The following is a 25,437-nucleotide window of genomic DNA, read 5'->3' on the forward strand; positions in this document are numbered from 1 at the left end:
TATTAAAATTTAAGATTTAAACCGAAAGCATAGGTTGCTAGTGCCGGATACGAAGAATTGTAACCTGCTTCTGGCATTTCTGGGTCTATCGGAAAGCCATCTAACTTATCGAACGTTAACAAATTAAAGCCCGAAACAAAGAACCTGCATTGTGAAATTTTAAGTTTTTTAAGCGTATTTGCAGGTAAAGAATAACCGAATTCTACGTGCTTTAACCTTAAGAAATCTCCACTACGTAACCAAAAATCAGAGTTTTGTGTATTGTTGGCTCTATCCGCTATGGTTAAACGTGGATACAAAGCCTCATCTGCTCCAGCTTGTGTCCAACGGTAAGCACTAAACTGGTTAATATAGCCCGAATTTGAAGTTCCCGCATTTACCAAAGTTCCGATTTGGATAGTTCTTCCGGCTACGCCGTGAAATAAGAAATTGATATCGAAACCTTTGTACTTTGCTGAACCTCCAAAACCGAAGTAAGAGGTTGGGATATCAGAATAGTTAGTGCTTACAAAGTCGAAATTGTCGATTACGCCATCGCCATTGATATCTTTGTAGCGGATATCTCCAGGTTTAACAGCTCCCGAAAAACGTTGTACAGGCGCTGCCGCGATTTCCTCTTCCGATTGGAATAAACCTTCGGAAACTAAAAACCTTCTTACCGTTCCTGATCCATTTACTACGCCGCCAATTGGAAAGCCAACTTGTCGTTGATAAGCAGGCAGGCCAGCTTCCTCATTTAATTTCAAGATTTTACTTTTGGCATAAGTATAGTTTCCATGTACACCAAAGGTGAATTTATTGATGGTTTTGTTGTAGCTCAAATTGGTTTCAATACCTTGATATTGAGCTTCGCCAGCATTAATATTTACCAAAGGTTGCCCTACAATTGAGGGAGCTAAATCTGCCGTAAGTAAGTTTTTCCTGTGCTCACGGAATACATCGGCAGTTAAGGTTAACGACTGGTTTAAGAACTGTGCATCAAAACCTACACTAGATTTAATGGCTTTTTCCCAGGTTAAATTAGGGTTTGCCAAATCTAACTGTTCGGTATTTGGTACTGCACTAAATCCTGTTCCGAAGAAATATTGCGTACCACCTCTAGTAAAATAGTTATTAAAGGCAAAACGTCTTGATGCGCCAATAGCTTCGTTGCCCACAATGCCGTAAGATCCACGGATTTTGAAGTATTCTAACACCTTATTGCCTTTTAAGAAATTCTCTTCAGAAACGATCCATCCAGCGGCAATTGCCGGAAACCAACCAAAGCGTTTGCTCGGCATAAAGTTTTGCGAACCTGAATAAGTAGCTATGGCATCGGCAAAGTAACGTTGTTTGTAGTTGTAAGACAAACGATTTGATATGCCTTCCCTTCTATCATCTAACCTACTTGCTGAAGCTGACACGGCACGCTGAAAACGGGTAGAAAATTTGAAACCATGGTTACCAAAGGTATTATCATAATCAAAACCACCCCAAAACTCGTTGTTGCGCAGGTTGTCGCTAAAGGTACTCGAAGCATAGTTTAAAGGCGTTTCTGTTCCATACCCCTGGTAAGAGTTTCCACCCTGCCACTCGTAAGCAATGTAGTTTTGCGTAAAACCATGCGTATACAAGCCCGTCATATCATAGGTGTAAGCAGCATTTAACGACAAGCCTTTCAATACAGCATCTAGTTTTTGACGAACGGTTACCGTAGCTAACAGGGTACGATATACATCCGTGATGTTTCCTCTTGCTTGTAACATTGCCAAAGGATTTGTTCTGAAAAGCGTGCTACCTCCGTAAGAACCATTAGGGTTAATTAATGGAAATGCGTTAGAAGGCGTGCCGAAAATAGCGCTTAAAAATCCACCGTTACCATCTCTTGGATAGCGTAGGTTAGATACACGGCCACCTACATCTAAAGTAACATCTAGATTTTTATTGATGTGTAAATCTAAATTGGTACGGAAATTATATCTTCTAAAATTAGTATTTGAATTGAAATTCGGTGTTTCTCCACCTTTATATAAACCATCCTGATCGTAAAAGCTTACCGAGGTAAAGTATCTAGCAAAAGCATTACCGCCGCTTACTGTAGCTACATAACGTTGCACTGGCGATATTTTCTTTAAAAACTCTGAAGTATAATCTACATCTGGATATAAGTAAGGATCTGATTTGGTATAATAACCAATTAAACTTTGTTGGTTATACTGAGGTGCTTGACCATCATTTTGGCGGGCTTCATTGTATAAGTAAGCATAGGCATAAGAAGGTAGCGGATTGATTAAGGTTGTTGGCGTTTGTACACCTCCCTGCGCATCTAAAGTTATTTTGGTGGCACTTGCATTACCTCTTTTGGTTACCACGTAAACAACACCATTGGCACCGTACATACCATACCAAGACAGCGAAGCCGCATCTTTTAGTACGCTGATACTTTCAATTTCATTCAAATCCATATCTACAAACTCACGGGCTACGCCATCTACCAAAACTAAAGGCGATTGGCCACTGTTGTAAGAAGATCTTCCTCTAATCAAAAATGTAGCATCATCTGTACCTGGGCGATTACCAGTTTGCTGAATATGTAAGCCCGAAAGACGTCCCGTTAGGGCATTGTTTAAGGTTGATAGTGGCAATTGTGGTAAATCTTTATCGGTTACCGTGGTAATTGTTGCGGTTACTTCTCTCCTTTTTCTCACGCCAAAGGGGATATAAACATTGTCATCATCGCCCGCGGCAATTAAAGATTTAACCAAGGTAATTGGTGTATTTTCCTTAATTTCTAAAGCTGGCACATAGTGGATATTATAACCCGCCGCCTTAAAAACAAAGCGGTCGTTGGTACTGGCTTCGATAGAAAATCTTCCATCTTTATCGCTTGTGACACCGCTTGTTTTTTCTTGCACCACAATTGCAACTCCAGCAATTGCGGCACCACTTTGATCCACAACCTTACCTTTTACAGTAATTTGCTCTGTTTGTGCCAAAACACGCTGAGAGAAAGTTATGCTCAGTAAAGAAAGTAATATATATCTGGTTAGGAACTTCATCTAGTTTATTTATTATTTATGGTTAGCTCACACAAAAAATGTTTCAAATCTTACTTATTACCAATTTGGATTTTGTATTAAAATGCCGTTGCTCTTAAATACTTCCCTTCTCGGAATTGGATACAAATACATGTGATCGGTAAATCTTTTTTGGTAAAGGTTCGGTAAAGTGATCACATTGTAAGTAAAGCTTCCATTTGCGTTTCTTACTACATCCATCCCTTTTATCGGTTGCGTTAACACATCTTTTGCTCGCTTCCAACGGATCAAATCGTACCATCTAAAATCTTCAAAAGCAAGTTCTACCGCTCTCTCTTTCACAATAGCTTCTCTTAGCTGGGCTTGCGTTAAGGTGTTTGGAATGCTTGGCATATTTACTCTACCTCTTATTTTATTGATTTCGGTAATGGCCAAATCTCTTGCCGTTTGTGTGTCTTCACTTTCGTTGGTAGCCTCGGCATAGTTTAACAGCACTTCTGCATATCTGAAGAAAATGTAATTGAATAGCGCTCTTTGAGTGGCGTTTCTCACATAAACCTCTGGCCACATTTTGCGGCAGTAGTAGCGAGTAGCAGAGTAAATGATGTTGTTTGGTCTAAAATCGGCACCATAGGTGGTGGTTGTACCATTAGTTTGCGACCACATTCCCATTCTGCGGCCTTGCCAAGGCACGTCATTGTATAAAATATTTGCGTCAAAACGTGGATCTCTACCTACATAAGGATTTTGTGGATTATAACCCGAAGCCGGATCTGTGATTGGCAAGCCTGTAGCCTGCATATCGTACATATCTACATGGTTTTGCGTCGGGTTCATAGATCCTTGTGCACCGCCAGAACCTGGTGACATCACAAAATCTAGTAGGAAACCATCAATTACACGAGGTGGACGGATTTTGATCATAATGTATTCGCTAGAGTTAGCTACATTCATTATGTCATTATAGCTGGCTTGTAACGAATACAAGTTCATATCCATTACTGCTTTTGCTGCGTTAGCTGCCGCATTCCATCTGCTTGCTTCGTTTGTAGGGTTATTTAGCGGACTTGCAGCGTACAGTAACGCTCTAGCTTTTAGCGCTAGTGCTGCACCTTTGGTTGCTCTGCCATAATTAGAAGCATTGTACTGATCTGGTAAGGCATCTGGAAGTACAGCTTTGTCAATATCAGCCAATATAAAATCTAAACACTCTTGGTAAGAATTGCGGGGAATATCAATGTTATCGAAAATACTTGCTGGTTTATCGAAAATTGGCACTCCACCAAATCGTTTGATCAGTTCAAAGTAGAGAAATGCTCGTAAAAAGTGCATTTCTCCAGTAATTCTTTGCGGAGTTTTAGCACTAATTTGTGCATCTGTCCATGGAATTTCGTTCATTTTTGCCAACATGGTATTGGTTGTTCTAATACCTGCATAAGCCCTATCCCATACGTCACCAATATCATTTAGCTGTGCACCACCACGTTCGTAATGATCGTGGAATAAGCCTTGGTTTAGGGTACGAACACCAACATCTGTATTGCCCGAAACCGCTTCGTCTGATGCTTGAGATGTAGTGCCACGATGTGCATTAAACCTTGCATAATCGTCTATCAAATGGTTGTAGGCGTTGTCTGCATAAGCGATGGCCAAAGCTGGATCGCTGAATACTTTTTTCTCATCTAAATCTGCCGATGGCGTACGATCTAGAAAGTCCTTTTTGCATGAAGTAACAGCAAGAGCAACAAAAAGGAAAACGAAAGAATAATATATGTTTCTCATGTTCATGCTTATAATTGAATGTTTACACCTAAATTGTATATCCTCGATGTAGGGTAAATAGATTGTCTCGAAAAATCGTTGTTGGTAACGTTGATGTTTTCTGGATCTAGGTACATCTTAAATTTGGTCCAAGTAGCTAAATTTTGTCCTGTTAAAAACACTCTCATTGACGAGATTTTTAAAGGCTCTAACCATCTTTTTGGCAAGGTGTAAGAAACTTCTACGTTACGCAGCTTGATGTAAGAAGCGTCTTGCAAAATGAAATCGTTTAATTGGTAGCTAATAAATGTGTTACCCCTAGAGTGCAATGCCGGCCAAGTTGCCGTAGCGGCGGTTTGTGGTGTCCAACGGTTCAACATAAACTCATACATTTGCTGGCCGTTGTTTTGCTCTGTTAAGATTACATCAGAACTTACATTAGTTACGCCTTGCAACATTACCGAAACCGAAAACCCTTTGTAGGCAACTCTTGGAGATAAACTGAAAATATATTCTGGTACCCTAGAATAGCCAATTGCAGTTCTGTCATCGCTATTGATACGACCATCTCCATTGATATCTACGTATTTCAAATCTCCAGGAATTGGTCTGCCCAGTTCATTTGGCACATAACTATCAATATCTTGCTGAGAAGTGTAGAAACCGTTGGTTACGTAGCCAAAAAACTGCCCAACACGCTTACCTTCTTGTTTTTGGTAGCTAGGTTGCCCAATAGGCTCGTCCCTACTTACGATCCTGTTACGGGCGAAGGAAACCTGCGTGTTAATTCCATAAGTTAGTTCGCCTTTTTGCTTACTGTAATCTAGTTCTACTTCATAACCTTTATTGTAAACCTCACCAACATTTAAGGCTGGATAACCCTGTCCTAAACTTGTTAAACCTGAGTTTCTATTGGTTAAAATGTCTTTGCGGGTTTCATCAAACAAATCGATAGTTAATGAGAGTGCATTTTTGAAAAATTTACTTTCGATACCGATGTTACGCTTTAAACCAGTTTCCCAAGTAATTTCGGGGTTACCAATAGCGCTGTTAGGCAAGTACACCACTGGATAAGTAACTACACTGGTAGGATCACCGAAATGCACAGGCATTCCTGGTCTGCTATAGGCTGGCGTAGAAGCTGTAAACCCTGCAGCGTTACGCAGATAACTAGTGATGTAAAGGAAACGTTGTCCAATTTCGTCACTACCCACCAAACCGTAACTACCACGTAACTTCAAGTAGCTAATCCATTTTACGTTATCCATGAAATCTTCGCTACTTACTGTCCAACCTGCAGATACTGCTGGAAAAAAACCATATTTTAAGCCAACTGGAAAGTTTTCTGAACCGTTGTAGGCGGCGTTAAATTCTGCATAATATTTATCAGCATAATTGTAGGTAATACGAGTTACCACACCTTGCGAAGCTCTCGGCGGTGCCGTAGTTGCAGTAGAACCTTGTACGTTAATCAACTGACGAGTACCTAAGGCTACACCAGAAAAATTGTGCTTACCGAAACTTCTATTATAGTTAAAACCTGCCTGAATATTGGTGTGGATTGTACCTCCGTGGCTACTAATTAAACCACTTAAAGGTTCATCTCTAGGTCTATCTCCAGCTAGCGTAATCTCTTTAGAGTCCCTATCTATCACATAAGCAGCCCAACTTGCATTACGACGGGTGATGTTCTCGAAATAAGAATCGTAACCTAAATTAGCTTTGAATGAAAGTCCTTTAACAACCTTACCTAAGTTGTAGGTTAAGTTAAATGTACTTTGTACGTTATTAAAATCGTCATTTCTTGTTCCCCAACGGGTTAAAACACCTAATGGGTTCCAAATATTTGTACCCACACTTGGGTTTTGCGCTAAGCGACCATCTAGCAATGTAACCGGATAAGCAAAGGCAGGAACTTGTAAAATACGAGATACCATTCCTTCAATATTATCGTAAGAGAAAGAATTTCCTTGTAAGCCGCTTGGCTGATATCTTTTCTGCAAACGACCACCTAATCTTACTCCTATTTCTAAGTCTTCCGTTAGTTTGATATCCAAGTTAGAGCGGAAATTATAACGGTTGTAATTAGGAACTGTATTGATTTGGTAAGGAGAATCAAACTCTTTGAAAATTCCATCTTCGAAAAGATAGCCCACCGAAGCAAAATATTTAACCATTTTGGTACCCCCACTTACGTTTACGTTGTGTTGTGTTTGTGGGTAGGTTTTTCTGGTCACATAATCAAACCAATTGATGTTTGGATAACCTAAAGGATCTGAGCCATCCTTAAATTTTTGCAAGGCATTATCGCTCCAGGTTGGCGCTAATCCATCATTTCTATTGGCTTCGTTAATTAAGTAGGCATTGGTGTAAGCATCTAATGATTTCGGAATACCTGTGTATCCTTGTAGGCTTACATTACCGCTGTAACTTATTTTTGGTTTACCTTCTTTTCCAGATTTGGTGGTAACGATAATTACACCGTTTGCACCCCTAATACCGAAAATAGCTGTAGAAGATGCATCTTTAAGTACGTTTATATTCTCAATTTCATTTGGGTCGATGTCTCCAAAATCTGGGCGCTCAATACCATCTACAATTACTATAGCACCTGAACCATTGTAAGTAGCTAAACCGCGAATGTTAATTACCGCTGCATTTGAACCTGGTTGTCCACTACGTTGTACAGCTCCTAAGCCTGGAGTTCTACCTATTAAACTATTGGTAACGTTAGATGTTGGAGACTGCAAAATCTCTTTGCTACTAATGGTACTGATGGCTCCTGTTAAAGTAGACTTCTTTTGTGCACCGTAACCTACTACCACCACCTCATTCAAATTGGTATTATCTTCTTTTAAAGCAACATTTTGAGTACTAACTCCCGACGGAACAGTAATTTCTTGTTGTACAAAACCAATGTAGCTAAATACTAAAATGGCAGGTCCGGCAGGAACAGTAATGGTATATTTACCATCGCCGTCACTTATAGCAGTAGTGCCAGCAGTTTTTAGTTTAATAGATGCACCAGGGATTGGCAAACCTTGATTGTCTTTCACATTACCAGAAATTGTTCTGTTCTGTGCATACAGTATGGCACTGCAACTAAGCATCAAGAACAGTAGCCACACCTTCTTAGCATGGTGTGCAATTTCTTTTGGTAATCGTAACGAACAAAAACTAAATCTTTTGTAAAGTAGTATCATTCAATTCGGCTTAATAGTATGGTTAGTTAAAATATATTAGCTACAGCAGTTCCTTCGATATGCAAGCACATCAATAGATAAGATGTTTCAACACCTAAGCAATAAACTTTTTGGGATTTGGAATTTAGCGCTGCACACGCTGTTTGGTTAGTTAGCGGTTTCATCATACAATATTTGGTTGTAGCAAAGATGTATAGACTGGCTTAAAGTAGAGGGGTAAAATCGTCCGTAATTAGGGGTAAAATTGTCTTTTCTTTTAATCTAAGGCAATTTTCGTGAAATTTCAATTCATAAACATAAACCTATTGCTTATTAGCTAAGTACTCCGAAGGGCTTACGTCATATTGTTTTTTGAACTCCTTACTGAAATATTTCCTATCGTTGAAACCAACAGCAAATGCTACTTCGGCCACACTCATTTGATTAATATCTAACAAGTGTGCTGCTTGTTTCAATCTTATCGATTTTATTAAGTCTGCTACCGAAAGATTGGTAATGGATTGAACTTTTTTATAAAGTACAGTCTTACTCATCCCAATTTCTTGAGTTAGTGCTGTAACGTCGAAATCTGTATTATCTATATTTTGCTCAATAATCTGCATCAGCTTTGCTAAAAACTTATCGTCTGGCGATTCGATCTTAATTGGTGCTGGATTTAGCAAAATATCCCGCACAAATTTTTGTCGGCCTGCCTCTTTAGTAGCCAATATGTTTTTAACATTCAGTGCTAAAATCTGTGTGCTAAATGGTTTGGTGATATAAGCATCGGCACCTTTTTCGTACCCATTAACCTGATGGATATAAGCAGCTCTGGCAGTTAACAGTACTACAGGAATATGGTTGATGCGTTCATCAGATTTAATTATTCGGCACAACTCCAAGCCATCCATTTCTGGCATCATCACATCGCTTATAATCAAATCTGGCAGTTCTGACAAGATCATTTCCAAGCCCTGTACCCCATTGGCCGCTTCAATGATCCGATACTGGCTTTTGAACGAATCTTTAATGAAGTTTCGCAGTTCGAGATTGTCTTCAATAACTAAGATGCTGTACTTATGTAAAGTGTCTGTGGTATCTGTATCGGCAATAATTTCGTTTGCTGCCGACTGCAAATAGTAGTGCACCGGATTATCGCTGTTCATATATTCAGGGATAATCGCATTTTGATCTAAATGAGCCGACCCTAAGGGTAAGGTTACCGTAAACGTTGTTTGCTTGTTATGCTCATCCTCAATATTACTCACCACATCTATAGTTCCTTTGTGCAGTTCTACTATGTTTTTAGACAAAGCTAAGCCTATCCCGTAACCACTATTAGAAACCTCTTCGTTGTAAACCTGAAAGAACTTAGTGAACAATTGCTCAATATTCTTCTGCGAAATTCCCCTACCATTATCAATAACCTTAACCGAAATATTGTCATCGCTTGCTTCGATTTTAAAGATGATTTTACCGCCCTCTTGCGTAAACTTGAACGCATTAGAAAGTAAATTGAATAGCACTTTTTCTAAATGATCCTTATCAAAATAAACTTCTAGCTCTTTTGTATCGCTTTCAAATTGGTAATCAATGCGTTTATCTTGCGCTAGGGTTTGAAATGATAGATAAATTTCTTCTGCAAACTGAATGAAGTTGCAAGCCGAGAAAGCAAGTTTCATGTGTCCACTTTCTGCCTTTCTAAAGTCCATTAACTCGGTTACCAAACGCATTAGTCTATTGGCATTCTGTTGTACTTGGATCAATTGCTTGTTTGCGGATGCATTTAGTCCAGAGCCCATCAACATTTTCTCTATGGGACCAAGAATTAAGGTAAGCGGAGTTCTAATTTCATGCGAAACATTAGTGAAGAAGTCTATTTTCATTTGATGGAGTTCTTCCTGCCTTTCCTTTTCCAGATGCTCCAAATACAATTCACGTTTCAATTTTAATCTGTTCTTTTGAAACTTGTAAATGGTTAAGGCGACATAGTAGATAATCGCTCCGTAAATTAAAAAAGCCCACCAAGTTTGCCACCAAGGCGGTAAAACTTTAATTGACAAGGTAATTGGCTCGGTATTCCATAAACCGTCATTATTGGCTGCCATTACCTTAAACGTATAATTCCCAGGACTTAAATTGGTATAATTTGCTTCACGTTGCGTACCCGAATAATGCCAATCATCGCCCCTAATGCCCTCCATTTTGTAAGCATATTGGTTTTTCTCTGGGTTGATGAAATTTAAAGCCGCAAACTTGATGGTGATGTAACCTTCATCATATTTTAACTCGATATGATCTGAAAAAGTAACTGATTTTTTAAGCGGTGAGCCAGCGGAATCTACCAAAGCAGGTCTATTCCTAATTAAAAAATCAGTAAAAGCTACTTTCGGTTTTATTTTATTTTTGATGAGTTGATCGGGAAAGAACGAAGTCAAGCCATTTATACCACCAAACAACAACTCACCACTCCTCAACTTTAAACCGGCATTAGTTTGGAATTGGTTACTCGCCAAACCATCGTCAGCATTATAATGAGTGATTTCGACATTTTTAGCAGAAAATGGCAAACTAAAATTCTTGAAGTGCAGTTTGTACAATCCATTATCAGTACTTAACCAAATATTGCCTAGTTCATCTTCTACTATCGCATGGATCACTTCATCGGTTAGATTTTCTTGTTCGTTTAGTGCGAAAAACTTGTCTGTTATCGGGTTATAATAGTTCAAACCACCGCCATCTGTTCCTATCCAAAGTCTATCTTTAGAATCTTTAAACATCGTGATGATACTATTATTGCTAAGTGTATTTGGCTTGTTGCGTTTGATGAAACGCTTAAATGTGTTTTTCTTACGATCGTAATAATTTAGGCCATTTTGTGTACCAATCCAAAGATTGTTTTGGACGTCTTTAATTAAGGAAACCACAAAATTATCGCTGATACTCGATTTGTCTTGGGGCGAATGCACGAAGGTTTCATAAGTACCGTCAGGTCTTAGATGCCTCATTCCACCCCCATTTGTACCTACCCATACGCCATCAGTTTCTGGAATAATAGAGTTGATAAGGTTTTCGCTAAATTTCCCTTGTGTTACGGCAAATTTGTAGAACCGAATTTTCTTAGTGTCTTTATTGAAGTGACATAATCCATCTAATGTACCTACCCATAAATTTCCATCATTATCTTCCGCTAATGATTTTACACCGTTACGTGTTTGCTTTTGATCGTTACGGATATCAAAATAACGATAAGCGCCAGTATTTCTATTTAAATAATTTATGCCGCCACCATAAGTTCCAACCCACAGACCACCATCTTTATCTTCAGAAATAGCATTTACTACCAAATGAGAGAGACCCATTCTCTCACCAATACGTTCGCCAATGTTGCCAAAGTTTGCATTAGATGGATAATAGACGTTCAATCCACCAGCAAAAGTACCAATCCAAATTCCAGAAGCCTCGTCTTGCATAAAGCTCCAGATGGTATTATCGCTTAAACTGTTTGGATTTACTGCGCTATGTGTGTGATTTGTAAATTGCTCCGTTTGAGTGTCGAATATACTCAATCCATTACGTGTTCCTACCCAAATGTGCTTTTGATCGTAAACATAAACATCCCTGATCCAATTTGACAGAACGCTTTTAGAATTATTGTCCTGATATTTAAATACGCTGAGCTTATCATTCTTAGGTTCATATCTAAACAGGCCAGAAGTTTCTGAACCGAACCATAAATTGCCAGCTTTGTCTTGTCTTATAACGATGATTTTCGCAGCATTTAACTCCTTAGAGTTAGCAATTGATCTAGGTAGCGCTAGAAGCTTCTTAGATTTTGGATTGAACAGTTTTACGCCGTTTTTAGATCCTACCCATATTCTCTTGGCATTATCCTCGAACATGGTAAATGAAACTGCTGTGTATAAACTGTTGGATGTTGTATCCTTTAAGCCAATCTGCTCTTTAAGTACCCATTTTTGCGTATCTACTAATTTAACACCCGCAAAAGTGGCTGTCCAAACATTTTGATAACTGTCTATTAGTACCGAAGAAATGTAGTTCCTTCCACCTTTAATGTCTTTAATATCAACCCTTTTAAATACTTCTGTAGCTGGATTATAGATATTAAGTCCATTGGATGTACCAATCCATAGTTTACCTAGTTTATCCTCTACAATAGCATTTACTCTGTTGTTACTGATACTTTTAGGCTGGTTATTCTGATGTTTGAAAATGCGAAATGTATAACCATCGTAACGGGTTAAACCTTTCCAACTGCCTAACCAAATAAAGCCCTTGCTATCTTTAACGATAGTGGAAATGGGGCTTTGTGCCAAGCCTTCCTTAAAAGATAGATGGGTAAATTTTATAGGTGCCTGTTGTGCACCTACGGAATTGGCTAATACAAAAAGCAGCAGTCCTGTTAAAACGGGTATGTTAAATCTAAATGCCAAAGGGGGAATTGGTTAGTGATTGTAAATATATCCAATCCTTTGGTAAAAGACCTAATCTATTTAAGAATTAAGCAAAACTGATATTTAGGGAAATTGTAAGCGTTTACAGGCTAGCGAATAGTTGTATCTATAACAACACTATCTTTCATTGCGCTATCAGCATCAGCTGTGTTAATATCCAAACTATCTGAAACGGCTGGACTGTCCAAAACCACTGTATCGGCTTTGCTATCTGAATTTTCTGAACCACAGGCAGTGAAAATTAAACCTACAAATGCGGCTAGTACTAAATATCTTCTTTTCATAACATGGAATATTGAATTTCATGTTATAACAAATTTTATTGCGCAATGTTCTAGGCTAACTCTTTTTATGAATATTCGCTAAATAATTTGATACCTCTAATAAATGTAAGGGTTGGTCTCCCCAAGGAGGTAGCTCTATGGCTTGCTTTAAATCTAGTTGATGAATATTGATTAGCGATTGTTCTAAATTTCTTTCAATATTAGCGATATCATCCTTTCCCAAAAAATTAGCACCCTGTTTTTGCAAGCTGGCAAACGTAGCTGTAAGCACATTAAATTGATAGTTGAAAAGCTGTACACGTTTGATAAGTGACCAATTCAGTTGCTTTTTTAACGGTTCTTTTTGTGCAGCCTGAATGGCTTCGCTCAAAGCAGACAACTGTTGGTGACTTAGCTTTCTCGCCAATCTTGTTTGGTGAATAGAATCTAAATCATTCGGCTTCAATTTCACTACTGCTTGAAAATATAGTAGGTTAGCTTTCACCACTTTTGCCATCAAAGTACTCAAACGAGGGGCATTCCATATCGGAAATACGAAAGTTGCACCCAAACACAACAACACCCCAACAATGGTAAATAAAGCTCTGTCCGAAACTAATCGCCACAAATCTCCATCGTAAACATTTAAGCACAAAATTACTGCTACTGTAATACAAACAGCACTGATGCTGTAAGCTACACGATTAAAAGCAAAGAAACCAAACAAGCCAAGTACACTCACAGATAACTGCAACTGCACATCGGAATAGTGGCTCAAACTCCAGCCAATCAACAAACCGATGGCAGTACCTGCTACACGTTCTGCATTACGTTTCATGGTTTGTCCATAACCAGGTCTACTAACAATCACCATGGTAAGCAACAGCCAATAACTATAATGTTCTTCGGTTAGCCAAGCAATTAATATCATGGCAACTAAACACAAGGCTGATAAACGTAGCGAAAAACGAAATATTGGGGAACTTAACGAAAAGTGACTTTTTACTGCTTTAGCCTGCACCGGTGTAAGTGTCAGAAAATCGCGGTAGCGCTCGGTATCTTCATTTAGCTGGTTAGCAATTTGAGGTTGATGAATGGCGATAATTAAGGCATAGATTTCATCGATATTTGCTAAAATCTGCTTTAACAATACCTTCTTTTCTTCCTCAAGCGTTTCTGCTTTTTGTAGGAGAGCAATATGTAAATCTTCAAACTGCGCAACGGATAATTGATGATTAGGTTTGACCAGCAATTTAGCTAGCAACTCAATACTTTGTTGGATCAGTGGCAGCGCTCCCGTGTGTTCAAATTGATTACGCAGGTAAGGATAATCGTAGTGCACAGCACTTACTTGCTCGTACAGATCAATCAAATTGATAGACTTCTCGAGATATGCAGCAACTTTCGGATTTAACTTCTGTATTGCTTTACGATCGCTCAAAAGCAATTGTCTGATGAGTTCGTGGCTACTTGCCAGCTTCAAATGCAGACGCATATTTCTTTGGTTAAAGCCAGACAAACTAACTTTTGTGTTGTAACCTTGGGCTCTTAATCTTAGCAGAGCTGATGTTTCTCTTTCGGCTTGCGAAATAGCTCTGTTTAACGATCGATATGGAAAAACAGAAATTTGCAATAAGCTGATGACATAATACCATACCCCGCCCCAAAAGATGTAGTTGGCATAAAGCAACGGATCTTTAGGTTTTAAGCCGATGGTGAACGTGGCTAAGATAATTCCCATTAAACCTATTGCAGCCATACGTTGCCCCAGTACCGCCGACATTGTTAATAGAAATGTGATGGCAACCACAACAACAATCATCAACAGCGGTAACGATGTGCTACAAGCTGTTATAAGTGCTACAAGAGTAAAAATGAACACACTAATCCAAGCTGCTTTAAATTTATCCGCACGATTTCCTGGTAAATCAGTCATGCAAATCATTAAAGCTCCTATACCTATTCCAATGCCCGTTGTTGGCCATCCTAAATTGTAAAAAACTACAATAGGCAAAATTACGGCTAGCGTGTTGCGCAAAGCATCTACGGTGTGCTCACTAGTAAATAGAAGCCAGATAGCTGATAGAAATTTCTTAAATGAAGACCACATTTTCGGCGCAAAGGTAAGCTTAATTATTCATTGGTTTTATAAACCTTGCATCGATGACTTTACTTACGCTTTCATTGTCTACATCTTTCTTGGCTGCACTTCATATATTCTTTGTTGCGCTAATGGCACTACCGTGTATTTCTACGGAATAGTTATAATAAGGGTTTTTACTATGCTTAGTTGCATTATTGACATTTACTTTTACTTCAAATTATTATCATACTTAAATTATAAAACATGAAAAAAACCTTGTATGTGCTTGTAGGTTGCTTAATCCTAGCTGCTTGTAAAAAGAAAGAGAATCTAACACAAGTGGAAGTTGCTTTTCCTTTTGTTAAAGTTGGCAATCAATGGAATTATAAAGTAACCACGCCAAGTGGCGAAACTGAGATCAGCCAAAGAATTGTGTCTAAAAACGATGATAATTTTTTCAATATCAAGTTGGGTTTTATAGGTACGCCTCTTCCAGAAATTGATGCATTTTGGTACGCCGACAAAGAAAGCTTTGCTAGTCATACAGAATGGCCAGAGAGTAATTTAAAATTTGTAATGCTCAAAAAAAATGCAAACGTGGGAGACGAGTGGGATTATTTCGTACCAACACCGCTAGACCCCTTGGAAAGCGATATATACGGCACAATAAAATATAAGATCTTAGAAAAGAATGCTAGTTTGAGCATATTGGGAAAAACATATCATGATGTTTATAAAATCAATCATACCGCAAGCTCACACCCCGGCTATTACATGAATTATTATCTAAGCATATCGACAGGGATACTTAAAATAGAGGGAATGGCAATTCTAGCAAGCGAGGGCCAAATAAGCTACTATCCGACGGAAGATGTGTTGATATCTAAAAACTTTTAGATTGTAATTACTCTCACCAACGTATTGCTTGCTTAAATGTAGTACATTGCCTTCTAAACCAAAAAACGTACTACAACTACCTTACAATTAGGTCGATGTGGCTATTGCGTAGGATGAGCGGCATGAGCAAACTGTGCAGAACTTAGGTAACTGAATTAGCTAATTGCTTCCTTAATCATTACAGTTATTAAAATTTCGTATTAATAAAAAAGGCGATCTAATTTCTTAGATCGCCCTAACCTATTAAAAATTGAACTTACCCTGATATCGTCTCAATGCTTCGATGTAGTAATAATCTGCGTAATTAATTGGCACATCAATCTCAGAATTATTAGGATGATGTCCTGTGCTGTGCTCTAAAATAAAGCCGTAGTTATTGCCTACTTTACTTGTATAAGCGGTAGATAAAGAACGTAAGATTTTATCGGCTGATGCCTTATAGTTCTTTGCATTTTTGCTGTACTTTGCTAACTCGTATAATGCCGAAGAAGTAATAGCTGCCGCAGAAGCATCTCTAGGTGCATTTGGTATTTTCGGGTCGTTGTAATCCCAGTATGGTATGCCATCTGCAGGTGTACTTTTATGGTTAAGGATATAGTTAGCAATTGCATCTGCTTGAGCTAAATATTTTGGATTTTTAGTGTAACGGAACATCAAAGTATAACCATATAATCCCCAAGCTTGGCCCCTAGCCCACGACGACTCGTTCGCATAACCTTGCGCTGTTGTTTTCTTGATCACGCCGCCCTTGTTCACATCATAATCCACTACGTGATAAGAACTAAAATCTGGTCTGTAATGATTTTTGATGGTGTTATCTGCATGTGTAATCGCAATTTTGTAAAACGATGAATCGCCGGTAAACTTCGTAGCCTCAAAAAGCAATTCTAAGTTCATCATGTTATCTATAATTACCGGATAATCCCATTTTTTACCGCTGTGATCCCAAGATCTAATTACGCCTGCCGTAGGATTAAAGCGGGTAGAAAGTGATTTTGCAGCTTGTATAATTACCGATTTATAAGCAGTATCTTTTGTAACACGGTAACCGTTGCCAAACGGACAATAGATCATGAAACCTAAATCGTGTGTTCCTTTATTGAATTGCTCTTTTTTAATATCCTCAGTATATTTCTTTGCAAGATCTAGCCATTTTTTATCCTTAGTTTGCTCGTAGAAATACCACAATTCTGCAGGGAAAAATCCGCTGGTCCAATCTCTGGAAACTACCATTTTAAACTGTCCGTTTTCTACTGTACGTGGTGATACTAGGTTAGGTTTAGTCTGCCTTGCAGAATCTACATTTCTCACTAGGATGTCCGTTTGTGTTGCAGCGTGGTTAAAAGCTTTGGAAACGTCTATTTTCTGCGCCTGCACACTAACTGTAGCAAACAAAATTGCGGCTGTAATTTTTAGTTTCATACGTTTGTTATGTTGATATTTTTGGATTTATTTTTTAATGCGCTTTAAGATTGCTTCGCAAAGCTTGCAAAGACGAAAAATTAACGTCATTGCGAGGAGGTACGACGAAGCAATCTTTCAAGTTATAAGTCTATTTTCTTCTATTTTCCAATTGTTTTATAAATAGAGATGGCACCATCATGTCTTTTTTATTTAATCCTTCCCAAAAGCCGTCTGGGCGATCTTTTAGCCGTCCATCTCCTTTTACAGCACTGACACCAATAGCATAATTATTTCCACTTACATAAGGATTTTGAACTGTTACTTTTTTAGCGGTACAGTTCCACAAAACCTGTGCTACGCCTGCCCAGCCATGACCTGTGCCCCAGTTGCCTCTATCCTGTACGTTAATATCTCCATCGGTCGTTACATTGTCGTATAAAGTACCTACCGCCCAACGGTGATGCGGACCAATATCCGCCTTTGCGTTAGTAGCAATGCAATTATAAAACACATTTGGCCCAGCTACTTTGGCACCAGTTACATAGTCGTGTCTACCTTCATCAGCTTTACAATCTCGCACCAAATTCAGTTGGCCATCATTGTTAAAGGAGTATCTTCTGCCACCGTCAATTTTTGATTTTGGAGCTAAAGACGTGCAGTTTTTAACCGTCACCTGTTTACTGTAAGTAGCCAGATTTACGCAAGAAAAACCGAAATATTTACTTGTTACGTTACTTACCCAAGCATTCTCAACTCTGTTCATCCATACTGCATCCCAAGCGTGATTTTCGTCGGTGTCGGTTTCATAAGCAGATTCTAACAACAAATCTTCGATACCAACTTCACTAATTCTGCCCTCGAAAGTATACTTATAAATTTCGCCGCCACCATATTGAGTTTCCATTGCCATTACTACGGGATTATCAATAAAAATCTCATTACCTTTAATTGCAGTAATCTTCCGTTCGAAATTTAGATGGTAGTCTTCTGGTTTCCATTGTACAGTGCCTTCCCTCGCTTCAATCTGATCCATTTTTAAGTCTTGAATCCACTTTGTGGTGCCTGGGCGATAAACCATGATGTCATCTCCCACGTTAAATTGAGCTGCATTGGCTACCTTGAATGATTTTGCACCCACAGGCACGTAGGCATCCTCAATTTTTGTTCTCGTATTTGGCACTTCTTTAGGTCTTCCAACACCATTTACACTGATTAATTTCCGTTGGCCAGTTCCCGTAGCTATGAGTTTCGTGGCTAAACCTTCTCCCCTCAATACAATACCACTAGCATTGATATTGATACTTCCTGGAATTTCATAAGTACCACTTTTTAGCAAAATTGCACCGCGAAAACCCATTACATCTAAAGGTAGTTTCGATAGTTCATTAATGGCTTCTTGTATTTGCTGCTGATCATTTTTCCCGTTGGCCGATAAGACTTTAACTACCTTAACCTTCTGAATTTCTTTATCGCCTTGATGATATCCCACTCGACTAAAATCAGGAATTATATCGCCTTTGGCATTAGGTAAATACGTTAATTTTCCATCGCTTTCCAGTTTCACGAATTTAGATTGCCATTGCTGCGCTAACAATTTTGAAAGCGTTGTAAAACACAAAATGCTAATAAATATAACCGACTTTAATCTCATATCACAGCCAAATTAGCGGATGTCTCACTGGTAAATTTCTAATTACTTCTTCGTTTGTAGGTTTTAGATCTAAGCCTTTCCAAATATTAAACCAGCCCTTTTCTGCAAAATAATTAGCTCCGAAGAACAAAAACGGCTGTGCTACCGGCCAGTTATCCCAAAACATTACATCTGGTTTTAGCGGCCATTTAGATTTATCAGCAATATAAGGATAAAGATAATCCAAACCTTTCCTAATCGATTTCCCATCTGATGTTTGATAAGTCCAAAGGTTATCTTTTGATGTTGATAAAATTTGGCAGAGCATTACCATGGCATCTAAATTAAAAATAGCATAGCCATAAGGTTTAGTACGAGCTAGCTCAAGTGGAAAGCTGCCATCTAAAGCCATTTGATTAGGCAAGAACACATTTTTATAGCGCATGCGCAGTGAATCTAACATCGGTTGGTCATCTACCAACTTAGCAAAAGAGGCTACCTGCATAGCCCAAGTGGTGCCATGATTGTTTTTTGCATTTTTTTCGGCAATACCATTTTTACTTGTATTTAACCAAAGGATATAATCAGCAAACCATTTTTTGATTGTTGTTAATGCATTTTTGTCGAAGGACTTAGCTTTTTGCATCACTACAATACCTTGCGCAACTTCCATTAAATGTATGGAATCGATAATACCCCAGCTTCTGCCAGCATATAATCCTTTTACCGCCTGAGCATAAGCCAAATTTGGGTTCATCAAGGTTTCCTGATCTATAAACCATGCTTTAAGATGTGCGATAGCGTGTTTTACGTATTTTTCATCACCAGTAATCTGGTATGCTGATGCCAAAGCACCCACAATTTCACTGAAACGGATCATGGCATGGCGGTGCGCTACAAAATTATCTGGATTGGTTTCGCCATCTCTAGTTACGTACGGACCGTTTGGATTTGCTGGGTTAGGCCACCAATAATCTCCTTCTGAAAAGAAATCGTGTTTACCACCAGTACTCCGTGGCGAGCTACTTGCAGTTACCGTAACTGGTTTTTGCTGCATTGCCCAGTCAGCTTCTTTTAAAATTTGATTTTTTAATATAGCTGTAGCTTGGGTTTTAAAAGAATTTTGTGCCAAGACAATATTCATCATTCCCATCAAAAGCAGCGATATAAATAGTCTTTTATTCATTTTCAATCTTTTTTAGTTACCTGTTTAAAGCTCGCTGTCATGTCGAGGTTACGAGACATCTATTTTTAATTTTAATAGATTCTTCGCTATGCTCAGAATGACAACGCACTCCTAACCTTATTTCTCAATGGTTAAAAATTCTGTTTGTAAACCAGCAGCACTTACCGAAACCACATTCTTTTTATCGTTCGTTTTTAAGCTAATGATTGCCCTTCCATTATAAAGCTGAACTTTAGATGATGCAGTAGAAGTTCCTTGATCTTTAATTAATTCTCCATCACCCAATAAGTTAAACTTAACCTCTGTTGCTGCATCTAAACACAATACATTATTCGCATCGTAAGCTTTAACTTCCACAGTAGTTATTCCGTTTGTATCCTTAATTTTTTGAAGTACTAACTTGGCCGGTTTACCCCATTTTTCGGTTTGATATTCTTGGGTAATTTCATCGGTTACAGTTACTTTACCTTTCTTAGCCACTACTCTTAATTTATAAGTTCCTTTCTGCATTGGCACCGACCAACGCAAACCAGCAGCCGGAAAATCTTGACTATTGCGTTTTTTCACACCTTGGCTTTTTCCATTGACAAAAAGTTCTGCTTCATCGCAATTAGAATATACTTTAACCATTTTTTCTTCGCCCTCGGCGCCCCAACGTACCGGCCAAGAATGTCCGTAAATATGTACCATTGGTTTATCTGTCCAATACGATTGAAAGATGTAGTATGATTCTTTTTTAGTGAAATCACGTTCTACGACACCTTTTTGGTTTACATAAGGCACTGGATTTTCTGGACGAATTGGTGTACTAAAATCTTTAAATGGCCAATATGCAGTACCCGTTAGCCAGGGCATGGTTTCTTGTTCTTTCAAATGCCAATCAATTAAGTTAGCGATGTAGCTTTCGCTCCAATCACCATCTTTACTTACCCTTGCGCCACCTCCATACAAAGAGGCATCGCCAGCTCTTTCATCGGCGCCGCCGCCCTGTTTAACTTTCATCAAAGCATTGTCTGGATTTTCAGAATGGCGACGAGCATGACTATCTCCACCCCACTCTACATGTAGGAAACGATCAGATTTATCAAATTCTGCCTTTGAAACGCCCTTATATTCTGTGTAGATGCCTCGATACCAACCTGCCCAAATAGACGGTGAATACACATCTACAATATCTCTACAGAAATCACAACGTCTAATTGCGGTACTTCTCGAAGGATCTAACTTGTGTGATAGGTCGTTCAATTCTTTCATGTAAGTTCTGATTTTCTCTTTATCGAACTCGCTGAAATCTCCTGGCCAATCGTTCTCGTTCCCTAGCCCCCAGATAATAATAGAGGGATGATTGTAATGTTGCTCGATCATGTTTGTCAACATTCGCTTGCCTTGTTCTTGATAAACGGCGCCACCTAAACCACCACGGCACCAAGGAATTTCTTCCCAAACTAAAATGCCCAAACTATCGCATAAATCTAATATGATGCGTGACTGCTGATAGTGGCCTAAACGGATAAAATTCACTCCCATTTCCTTCATCATCTTCATTTCCGTCACCATCATTTCTTCGGTCATTGCTGCTGCTACACCAGCGTGATCTTCGTGACGGTGTGTACCACGAAGTAATACACGTTTTCCGTTAAGCGTAAACGGCCCTTTTTTAACGAACTCAAAATGTCTGAAACCTATTTTCTGTGTAGTATTGTAAGTTTGTCCATTAGCAGTTAAGCTAACTTTCACTTCGTATTGCTGTGGAGTTTCTATCGACCAAAGTTTTGGAGATTTGATATTAGTTTCAACCAGCAACTGATCATCAGAAAAATCGCCTATGGTTTTGTTTGCAGTGAAAACTGTTTTTCCATTTGGATCTATCAAGCTGATATTTACCGCAGCATCTTTTAAATTGTCTTGATTTAAGAAGCGTGCTTTTACGGTTAGGTTTCCTTGTGCTCCTTTGGCTTCAACCTTGGCATGAGCAAAAACCTTATCAATAGCTAATTGCGGATTATAAACGAGATTGAGGTAACGATAAATCCCACCATAAACATTAAAATCGGACAGGCTTGAGGGCATCATTTCCAAATCTCTAGTGTTATCGCAGCGAATGATTACTGGAACTTTGCCCTTGAACTGCGTTTTAAACAAAGGCGATTTCTTAAATTCAGCTACGGCATTGGTAATATCTGCAGTCCATTCATCGTAACCGCCAACATGTTCGGCAACTTTGGTGGTGTGGATATAAACTTGAGTTTTCTGCCCTGCGCCTTCAAAATGCAGTAAAGTCCTTCCATTCGAATAAGGATTTTCGATATCTAAATTTGTTCTGTACCAACCTGCACCCTGATAGTAGTGCACATCTGGGTCTACAGCATCAACATCGTTAAAGCAATGCGGTAGGTTTACTTTTTGCCAAAATGGAAGTTCTTCTGGATTGCCCTTACCAACTGGACGAACGGCCTCCCAAATACCACCTAAATCTTGCTTTACAAACTCCCAACCCGTATTTAAACGTTGAGATTGTTGCGCTTTTAAAGATTGACTTAAAATAATTAGACACAGAAGAACTAATTTCAGTTGTTTGGACATACGATTTATTATTTGGTTAACCAATTTAAAAATATGAAACTACAAAAGCTTTATCGCTTTGCAAACCTTCACTTGTTGTAGCACTTACACTATCATTACCTTTATACTCGACGAGGCGTATCTCTAGCTACCTCAAACGTTTAACAAGAACATCAACATAAATAACTAAAAAACAAATACTTACTAAATATTCTTCAGAATACTTTAATATGTCTCAATCCTTTACGAACGAGAAAACTCATAAACAAAACAATTTTCAAAAACTGCGGAAACGTTTGCGCTACTCCCTTTCGAAGTATACATATTAATTTATCCTTCTTACTTGCAGCGCATTTAATACTGGCTTACCAGCTATGCTTTTAAACAGCAGTTTAATTCCCTTGTCATCTGCTACGATACACTCAAACTTTCGTTCCACACTTCTAGCAATGCCATATTTTGCAGCTAGATTTAGTGCACTCACCACTAACTTGCCATTTAAGTAAACATCGAAAATACGTTGTGGAGGTACTTCTTTACCTTCAGCAACCAAGCTATCTAGGTTATAGGGTAGCACCGATTGGATACCATTTCCCATTAATTCTGCGAAATGCAAGGTAACTTCATATTTCCCTTTCGGCGCAGCTAACTCAAAGCCCTCTATGCCCACCAATTGCGTTTGATAGATCGGATCATTTTGTGTACCGATGATATTTTTATCAGAGCCGTACAATTGCCTGCTGCTGTTTTTAATTTTGAAAGGTTCACCCCCAATATGCCCCCAACTGTTTTGCTCGTGCAGCTGACTTGGTAGCCAGATTTGATTTTTATCGTCTCTAAATTGTCGCTGCGAACCCAATACAATGTTAAATGCTGCTGAAGAATTTAAAAAAGCTTGTGGTTGCAATACAAAATCTATGGTAGATTGGTCTTTATACATTTTACCATCTTTGACAGCTGTTGCTTCAACTACATTTTTTCCAGAAATGAAATCTACAGACCAACTTGCTATACCATCTACTACAGCTCTCTGCTCCAACTTTTTGCCATTTAGAACTAAGCTTACGCTATCTAAATTACTGATAACGCTTAGCTCCTGCTTGGTCGTCGTTCCTGCTCTAAATTTCCATGAGCCATCTCCTATTTTTAGGTATGGATCTTTATTGAAATGCGCTTTGTAAAGGAAATACGTATTTTTTGGTTGTCGATCTAAAGTTAATAAGCCTTTGTTATTGATGCTTGGCATGGTTTCACTTCTCGTTTCCGAACTAAAGTCTGATAGGTTCCAAGCTGCAGCACCAGCAATAAAAGGTCTTTTTAAAATGTCTTTAATGTAAATTTGATGATATTGCATGCCGTAAGCCAAACTTTTATCAAAACGAATTGGATTTTCTGCGTGTATTCTCGGATCTACATCTGCGCCGTATTCTGTTACTATTAACGGTTTATCAGGCATTGCAGCATGAATTCGATCTAAAGCTGGTCCAAAATCTTCCGATTTACCACCATACCAACCTTGATACAAATTCCAACCAACAACCATTGGTATTTTTACTAAACCTGCATTGGTATAGCCATTTACATCACCGTGGTTACTCATTAAGGTATAACGAGTTGGATCAGTCTTGCGGGTTAAATTCTCCAATTGTTGTGCTAAATTTTCGATACTCTTTAGATAAATTTTCTTTCTTTCGGGCTCTTTGTTATAGCGCATTTTTAGCAAAACTTCGTTCATGTAAGCCCACATGATTACACTTGGATGGTTGTAATTTTGCTTAATCATTTCCAATTGCATTGCTTTACTATTGTTCGTAAAAGCCTCAGTTTCGGTGATTTCGTTTACTATTGGAATTTCTACCGAAGTTAAAATACCTAATCGATCACAAGCGTCTAGTACAGCCTGGTGTTGCGGATAATGAGCTACACGTAAAAAATTGCCTCCCATTTCTTTGATCATTTCCACATCTTTAACCTGCAAAGCTGCCGGTACTGCATTACCCATTTTTGCGAAATCTTGATGGCGGCTGGCGCCAATTAGCTTTACCGACTTACCGTTCAAAAAGAAGCCTTTGTTAGCATCAAAACTAAAGTAACGCAGACCAATATTCGTTTTTACCTCATCTAAAACTTTAGCTGTTTTTTGATCAACCAATTGAGTGATAATGCTGTATTGATATGGGTTTTCTGGCGACCAAAGTATCGGTTTTTTGACTTCGATTTTGGGTAAGCGGAAATTGATGTGATTGCCAAGCCCTACGGTCATCCATTTTGTCTCTCCAATCTTTGTTCCTTTCGAATCTACAATTGTTGAGTTAATTAGCAACTGCTTTTTATTTGCGGGTGTAACCAATTTACCCTCCACTATTACTGTTGCCATTTGGGTAGTCACATCCTCTGCATGAACGTAAATACCATTAGTACCATAAACTTCATCAGCAAAATGAGTTGGGTTTACGATTAGCATCGATACATCTCGATACATCCCACCAAAGAAAGTAAAATCGCCAGTTAATGGCGGAATACTTTCATTATGGCTATTATCTACTTTGACGATAACTTCATCCTTACCATCAAATTTTAAATAATCTAGTGCAACAGTAAAACCAGTATATCCACCTATGTGGCTGCCTATTTTTTTACCATTTAGATACACTGTTGTTTCTTGGTTGGCCGCACCAAAATTGAGATATATCTTCTTCCCTTTCCAATCTGGTTTAAGGTTTAGCTTTTTCTTGTAGTACCCAACTCCTCGGTAATAGCCAGGTTCATCGTCTAAAACATCAAACGCATTCCACGTATGTGGGATGTTGATAACATTGTACTTAAGTTGCTGATAGCCTTTAACATTTTCATCTTTTGAAAACTGCCAATTTCGGTTGATAGCTATGATTTGTCGACTAATAATTTGAGCTTCGGCAATTGCTGATATCAATATCAGCATAAAAAACAGGATATTCTTTCTAATAAACTTCTGCAT

General features: G+C 38.6%; 12 protein-coding genes. 1 reads left to right on the forward strand and 11 read right to left on the reverse strand.

What is annotated here, in order from left to right; translation table 11 throughout:
* Nucleotides 1–2: 2 nt before the first annotated feature.
* From AC23ME_RS11915 to AC23ME_RS11940, 6 genes are all read right to left on the reverse strand, one after another.
* Complete coding sequence (locus AC23ME_RS11915) at nucleotides 3–3,038, reverse strand: SusC/RagA family TonB-linked outer membrane protein (protein ID WP_487727992.1); 3,036 nt, start codon at nucleotides 3,036–3,038, stop codon at nucleotides 3–5.
* 57 nt (nucleotides 3,039–3,095) lie between these two features.
* A complete protein-coding gene (locus AC23ME_RS11920) occupies nucleotides 3,096–4,799 on the reverse strand; it encodes a RagB/SusD family nutrient uptake outer membrane protein (protein ID WP_487727993.1) in 1,704 nt (567 codons plus the stop codon).
* Between the two features lie 8 nt (nucleotides 4,800–4,807).
* The gene (locus tag AC23ME_RS11925; RefSeq protein ID WP_487727994.1) at nucleotides 4,808–7,981 is read right to left on the reverse strand and encodes a SusC/RagA family TonB-linked outer membrane protein; all 3,174 of its coding nucleotides are present in this window, start codon (nucleotides 7,979–7,981) and stop codon (nucleotides 4,808–4,810) included.
* Between the two features lie 302 nt (nucleotides 7,982–8,283).
* Nucleotides 8,284–12,414 (reverse strand): hybrid sensor histidine kinase/response regulator transcription factor, encoded by a 4,131-nt coding sequence (locus tag AC23ME_RS11930; RefSeq protein WP_487727995.1) that lies wholly within the window; start codon nucleotides 12,412–12,414, stop codon nucleotides 8,284–8,286.
* 110 nt (nucleotides 12,415–12,524) lie between these two features.
* Nucleotides 12,525–12,719, reverse strand: coding sequence for a hypothetical protein (locus tag AC23ME_RS11935; protein ID WP_487727996.1), 195 nt, complete (start codon nucleotides 12,717–12,719; stop codon nucleotides 12,525–12,527).
* A gap of 55 nt (nucleotides 12,720–12,774) precedes the next feature.
* Complete coding sequence (locus AC23ME_RS11940) at nucleotides 12,775–14,808, reverse strand: FUSC family membrane protein (RefSeq protein WP_487727997.1); 2,034 nt, start codon at nucleotides 14,806–14,808, stop codon at nucleotides 12,775–12,777.
* Between the two features lie 237 nt (nucleotides 14,809–15,045).
* On the opposite strand from AC23ME_RS11940, the gene AC23ME_RS11945 reads away from it, so the two are divergent.
* Nucleotides 15,046–15,678 (forward strand): hypothetical protein, encoded by a 633-nt coding sequence (locus AC23ME_RS11945; RefSeq protein WP_487727998.1) that lies wholly within the window; start codon nucleotides 15,046–15,048, stop codon nucleotides 15,676–15,678.
* Between the two features lie 243 nt (nucleotides 15,679–15,921).
* On the opposite strand, the gene AC23ME_RS11950 is transcribed toward AC23ME_RS11945, so the two are convergent.
* The 5 genes from AC23ME_RS11950 to AC23ME_RS11970 form a co-directional block, all read right to left on the reverse strand.
* Complete coding sequence (locus AC23ME_RS11950; protein ID WP_487727999.1) at nucleotides 15,922–17,100, reverse strand: glycoside hydrolase family 88 protein; 1,179 nt, start codon at nucleotides 17,098–17,100, stop codon at nucleotides 15,922–15,924.
* A gap of 130 nt (nucleotides 17,101–17,230) precedes the next feature.
* Nucleotides 17,231–18,733 (reverse strand): hypothetical protein, encoded by a 1,503-nt coding sequence (locus AC23ME_RS11955; protein WP_487728000.1) that lies wholly within the window; start codon nucleotides 18,731–18,733, stop codon nucleotides 17,231–17,233.
* Between the two features lies 1 nt (nucleotide 18,734).
* Nucleotides 18,735–19,898 (reverse strand): alginate lyase family protein, encoded by a 1,164-nt coding sequence (locus tag AC23ME_RS11960; RefSeq protein ID WP_487728001.1) that lies wholly within the window; start codon nucleotides 19,896–19,898, stop codon nucleotides 18,735–18,737.
* Between the two features lie 117 nt (nucleotides 19,899–20,015).
* Entirely contained in the window at nucleotides 20,016–22,481 is a 2,466-nt protein-coding gene (locus tag AC23ME_RS11965; protein WP_487728002.1) for a glycoside hydrolase family 2 TIM barrel-domain containing protein, read from the reverse strand.
* Nucleotides 22,482–22,785: 304 nt separating this feature from the next.
* The gene (locus AC23ME_RS11970) at nucleotides 22,786–25,437 is read right to left on the reverse strand and encodes a glycoside hydrolase family 2 TIM barrel-domain containing protein (RefSeq protein WP_487728003.1); all 2,652 of its coding nucleotides are present in this window, start codon (nucleotides 25,435–25,437) and stop codon (nucleotides 22,786–22,788) included.

The sequence above is a fragment of the Pedobacter sp. T50_32 genome (genome assembly GCF_057652195.1).

Bases quoted from the DNA above. Each gene is read 5' to 3' on its own strand.
- AC23ME_RS11915 (WP_487727992.1), bottom strand. From the start codon at position 3,038: ATGAAGTTCCTAACCAGATATATATTACTTTCTTTACTGAGCATAACT.
- AC23ME_RS11920 (WP_487727993.1), bottom strand. From the start codon at position 4,799: ATGAGAAACATATATTATTCTTTCGTTTTCCTTTTTGTTGCTCTTGCT.
- AC23ME_RS11925 (WP_487727994.1), bottom strand. From the start codon at position 7,981: ATGATACTACTTTACAAAAGATTTAGTTTTTGTTCGTTACGATTACCA.
- AC23ME_RS11935 (WP_487727996.1), bottom strand. From the start codon at position 12,719: ATGAAAAGAAGATATTTAGTACTAGCCGCATTTGTAGGTTTAATTTTC.
- AC23ME_RS11940 (WP_487727997.1), bottom strand. From the start codon at position 14,808: ATGTGGTCTTCATTTAAGAAATTTCTATCAGCTATCTGGCTTCTATTT.
- AC23ME_RS11945 (WP_487727998.1), top strand. From the start codon at position 15,046: ATGAAAAAAACCTTGTATGTGCTTGTAGGTTGCTTAATCCTAGCTGCT.
- AC23ME_RS11950 (WP_487727999.1), bottom strand. From the start codon at position 17,100: ATGAAACTAAAAATTACAGCCGCAATTTTGTTTGCTACAGTTAGTGTG.
- AC23ME_RS11955 (WP_487728000.1), bottom strand. From the start codon at position 18,733: ATGAGATTAAAGTCGGTTATATTTATTAGCATTTTGTGTTTTACAACG.
- AC23ME_RS11960 (WP_487728001.1), bottom strand. From the start codon at position 19,898: ATGAATAAAAGACTATTTATATCGCTGCTTTTGATGGGAATGATGAAT.
- AC23ME_RS11965 (WP_487728002.1), bottom strand. From the start codon at position 22,481: ATGTCCAAACAACTGAAATTAGTTCTTCTGTGTCTAATTATTTTAAGT.
- AC23ME_RS11970 (WP_487728003.1), bottom strand. From the start codon at position 25,437: ATGCAGAAGTTTATTAGAAAGAATATCCTGTTTTTTATGCTGATATTG.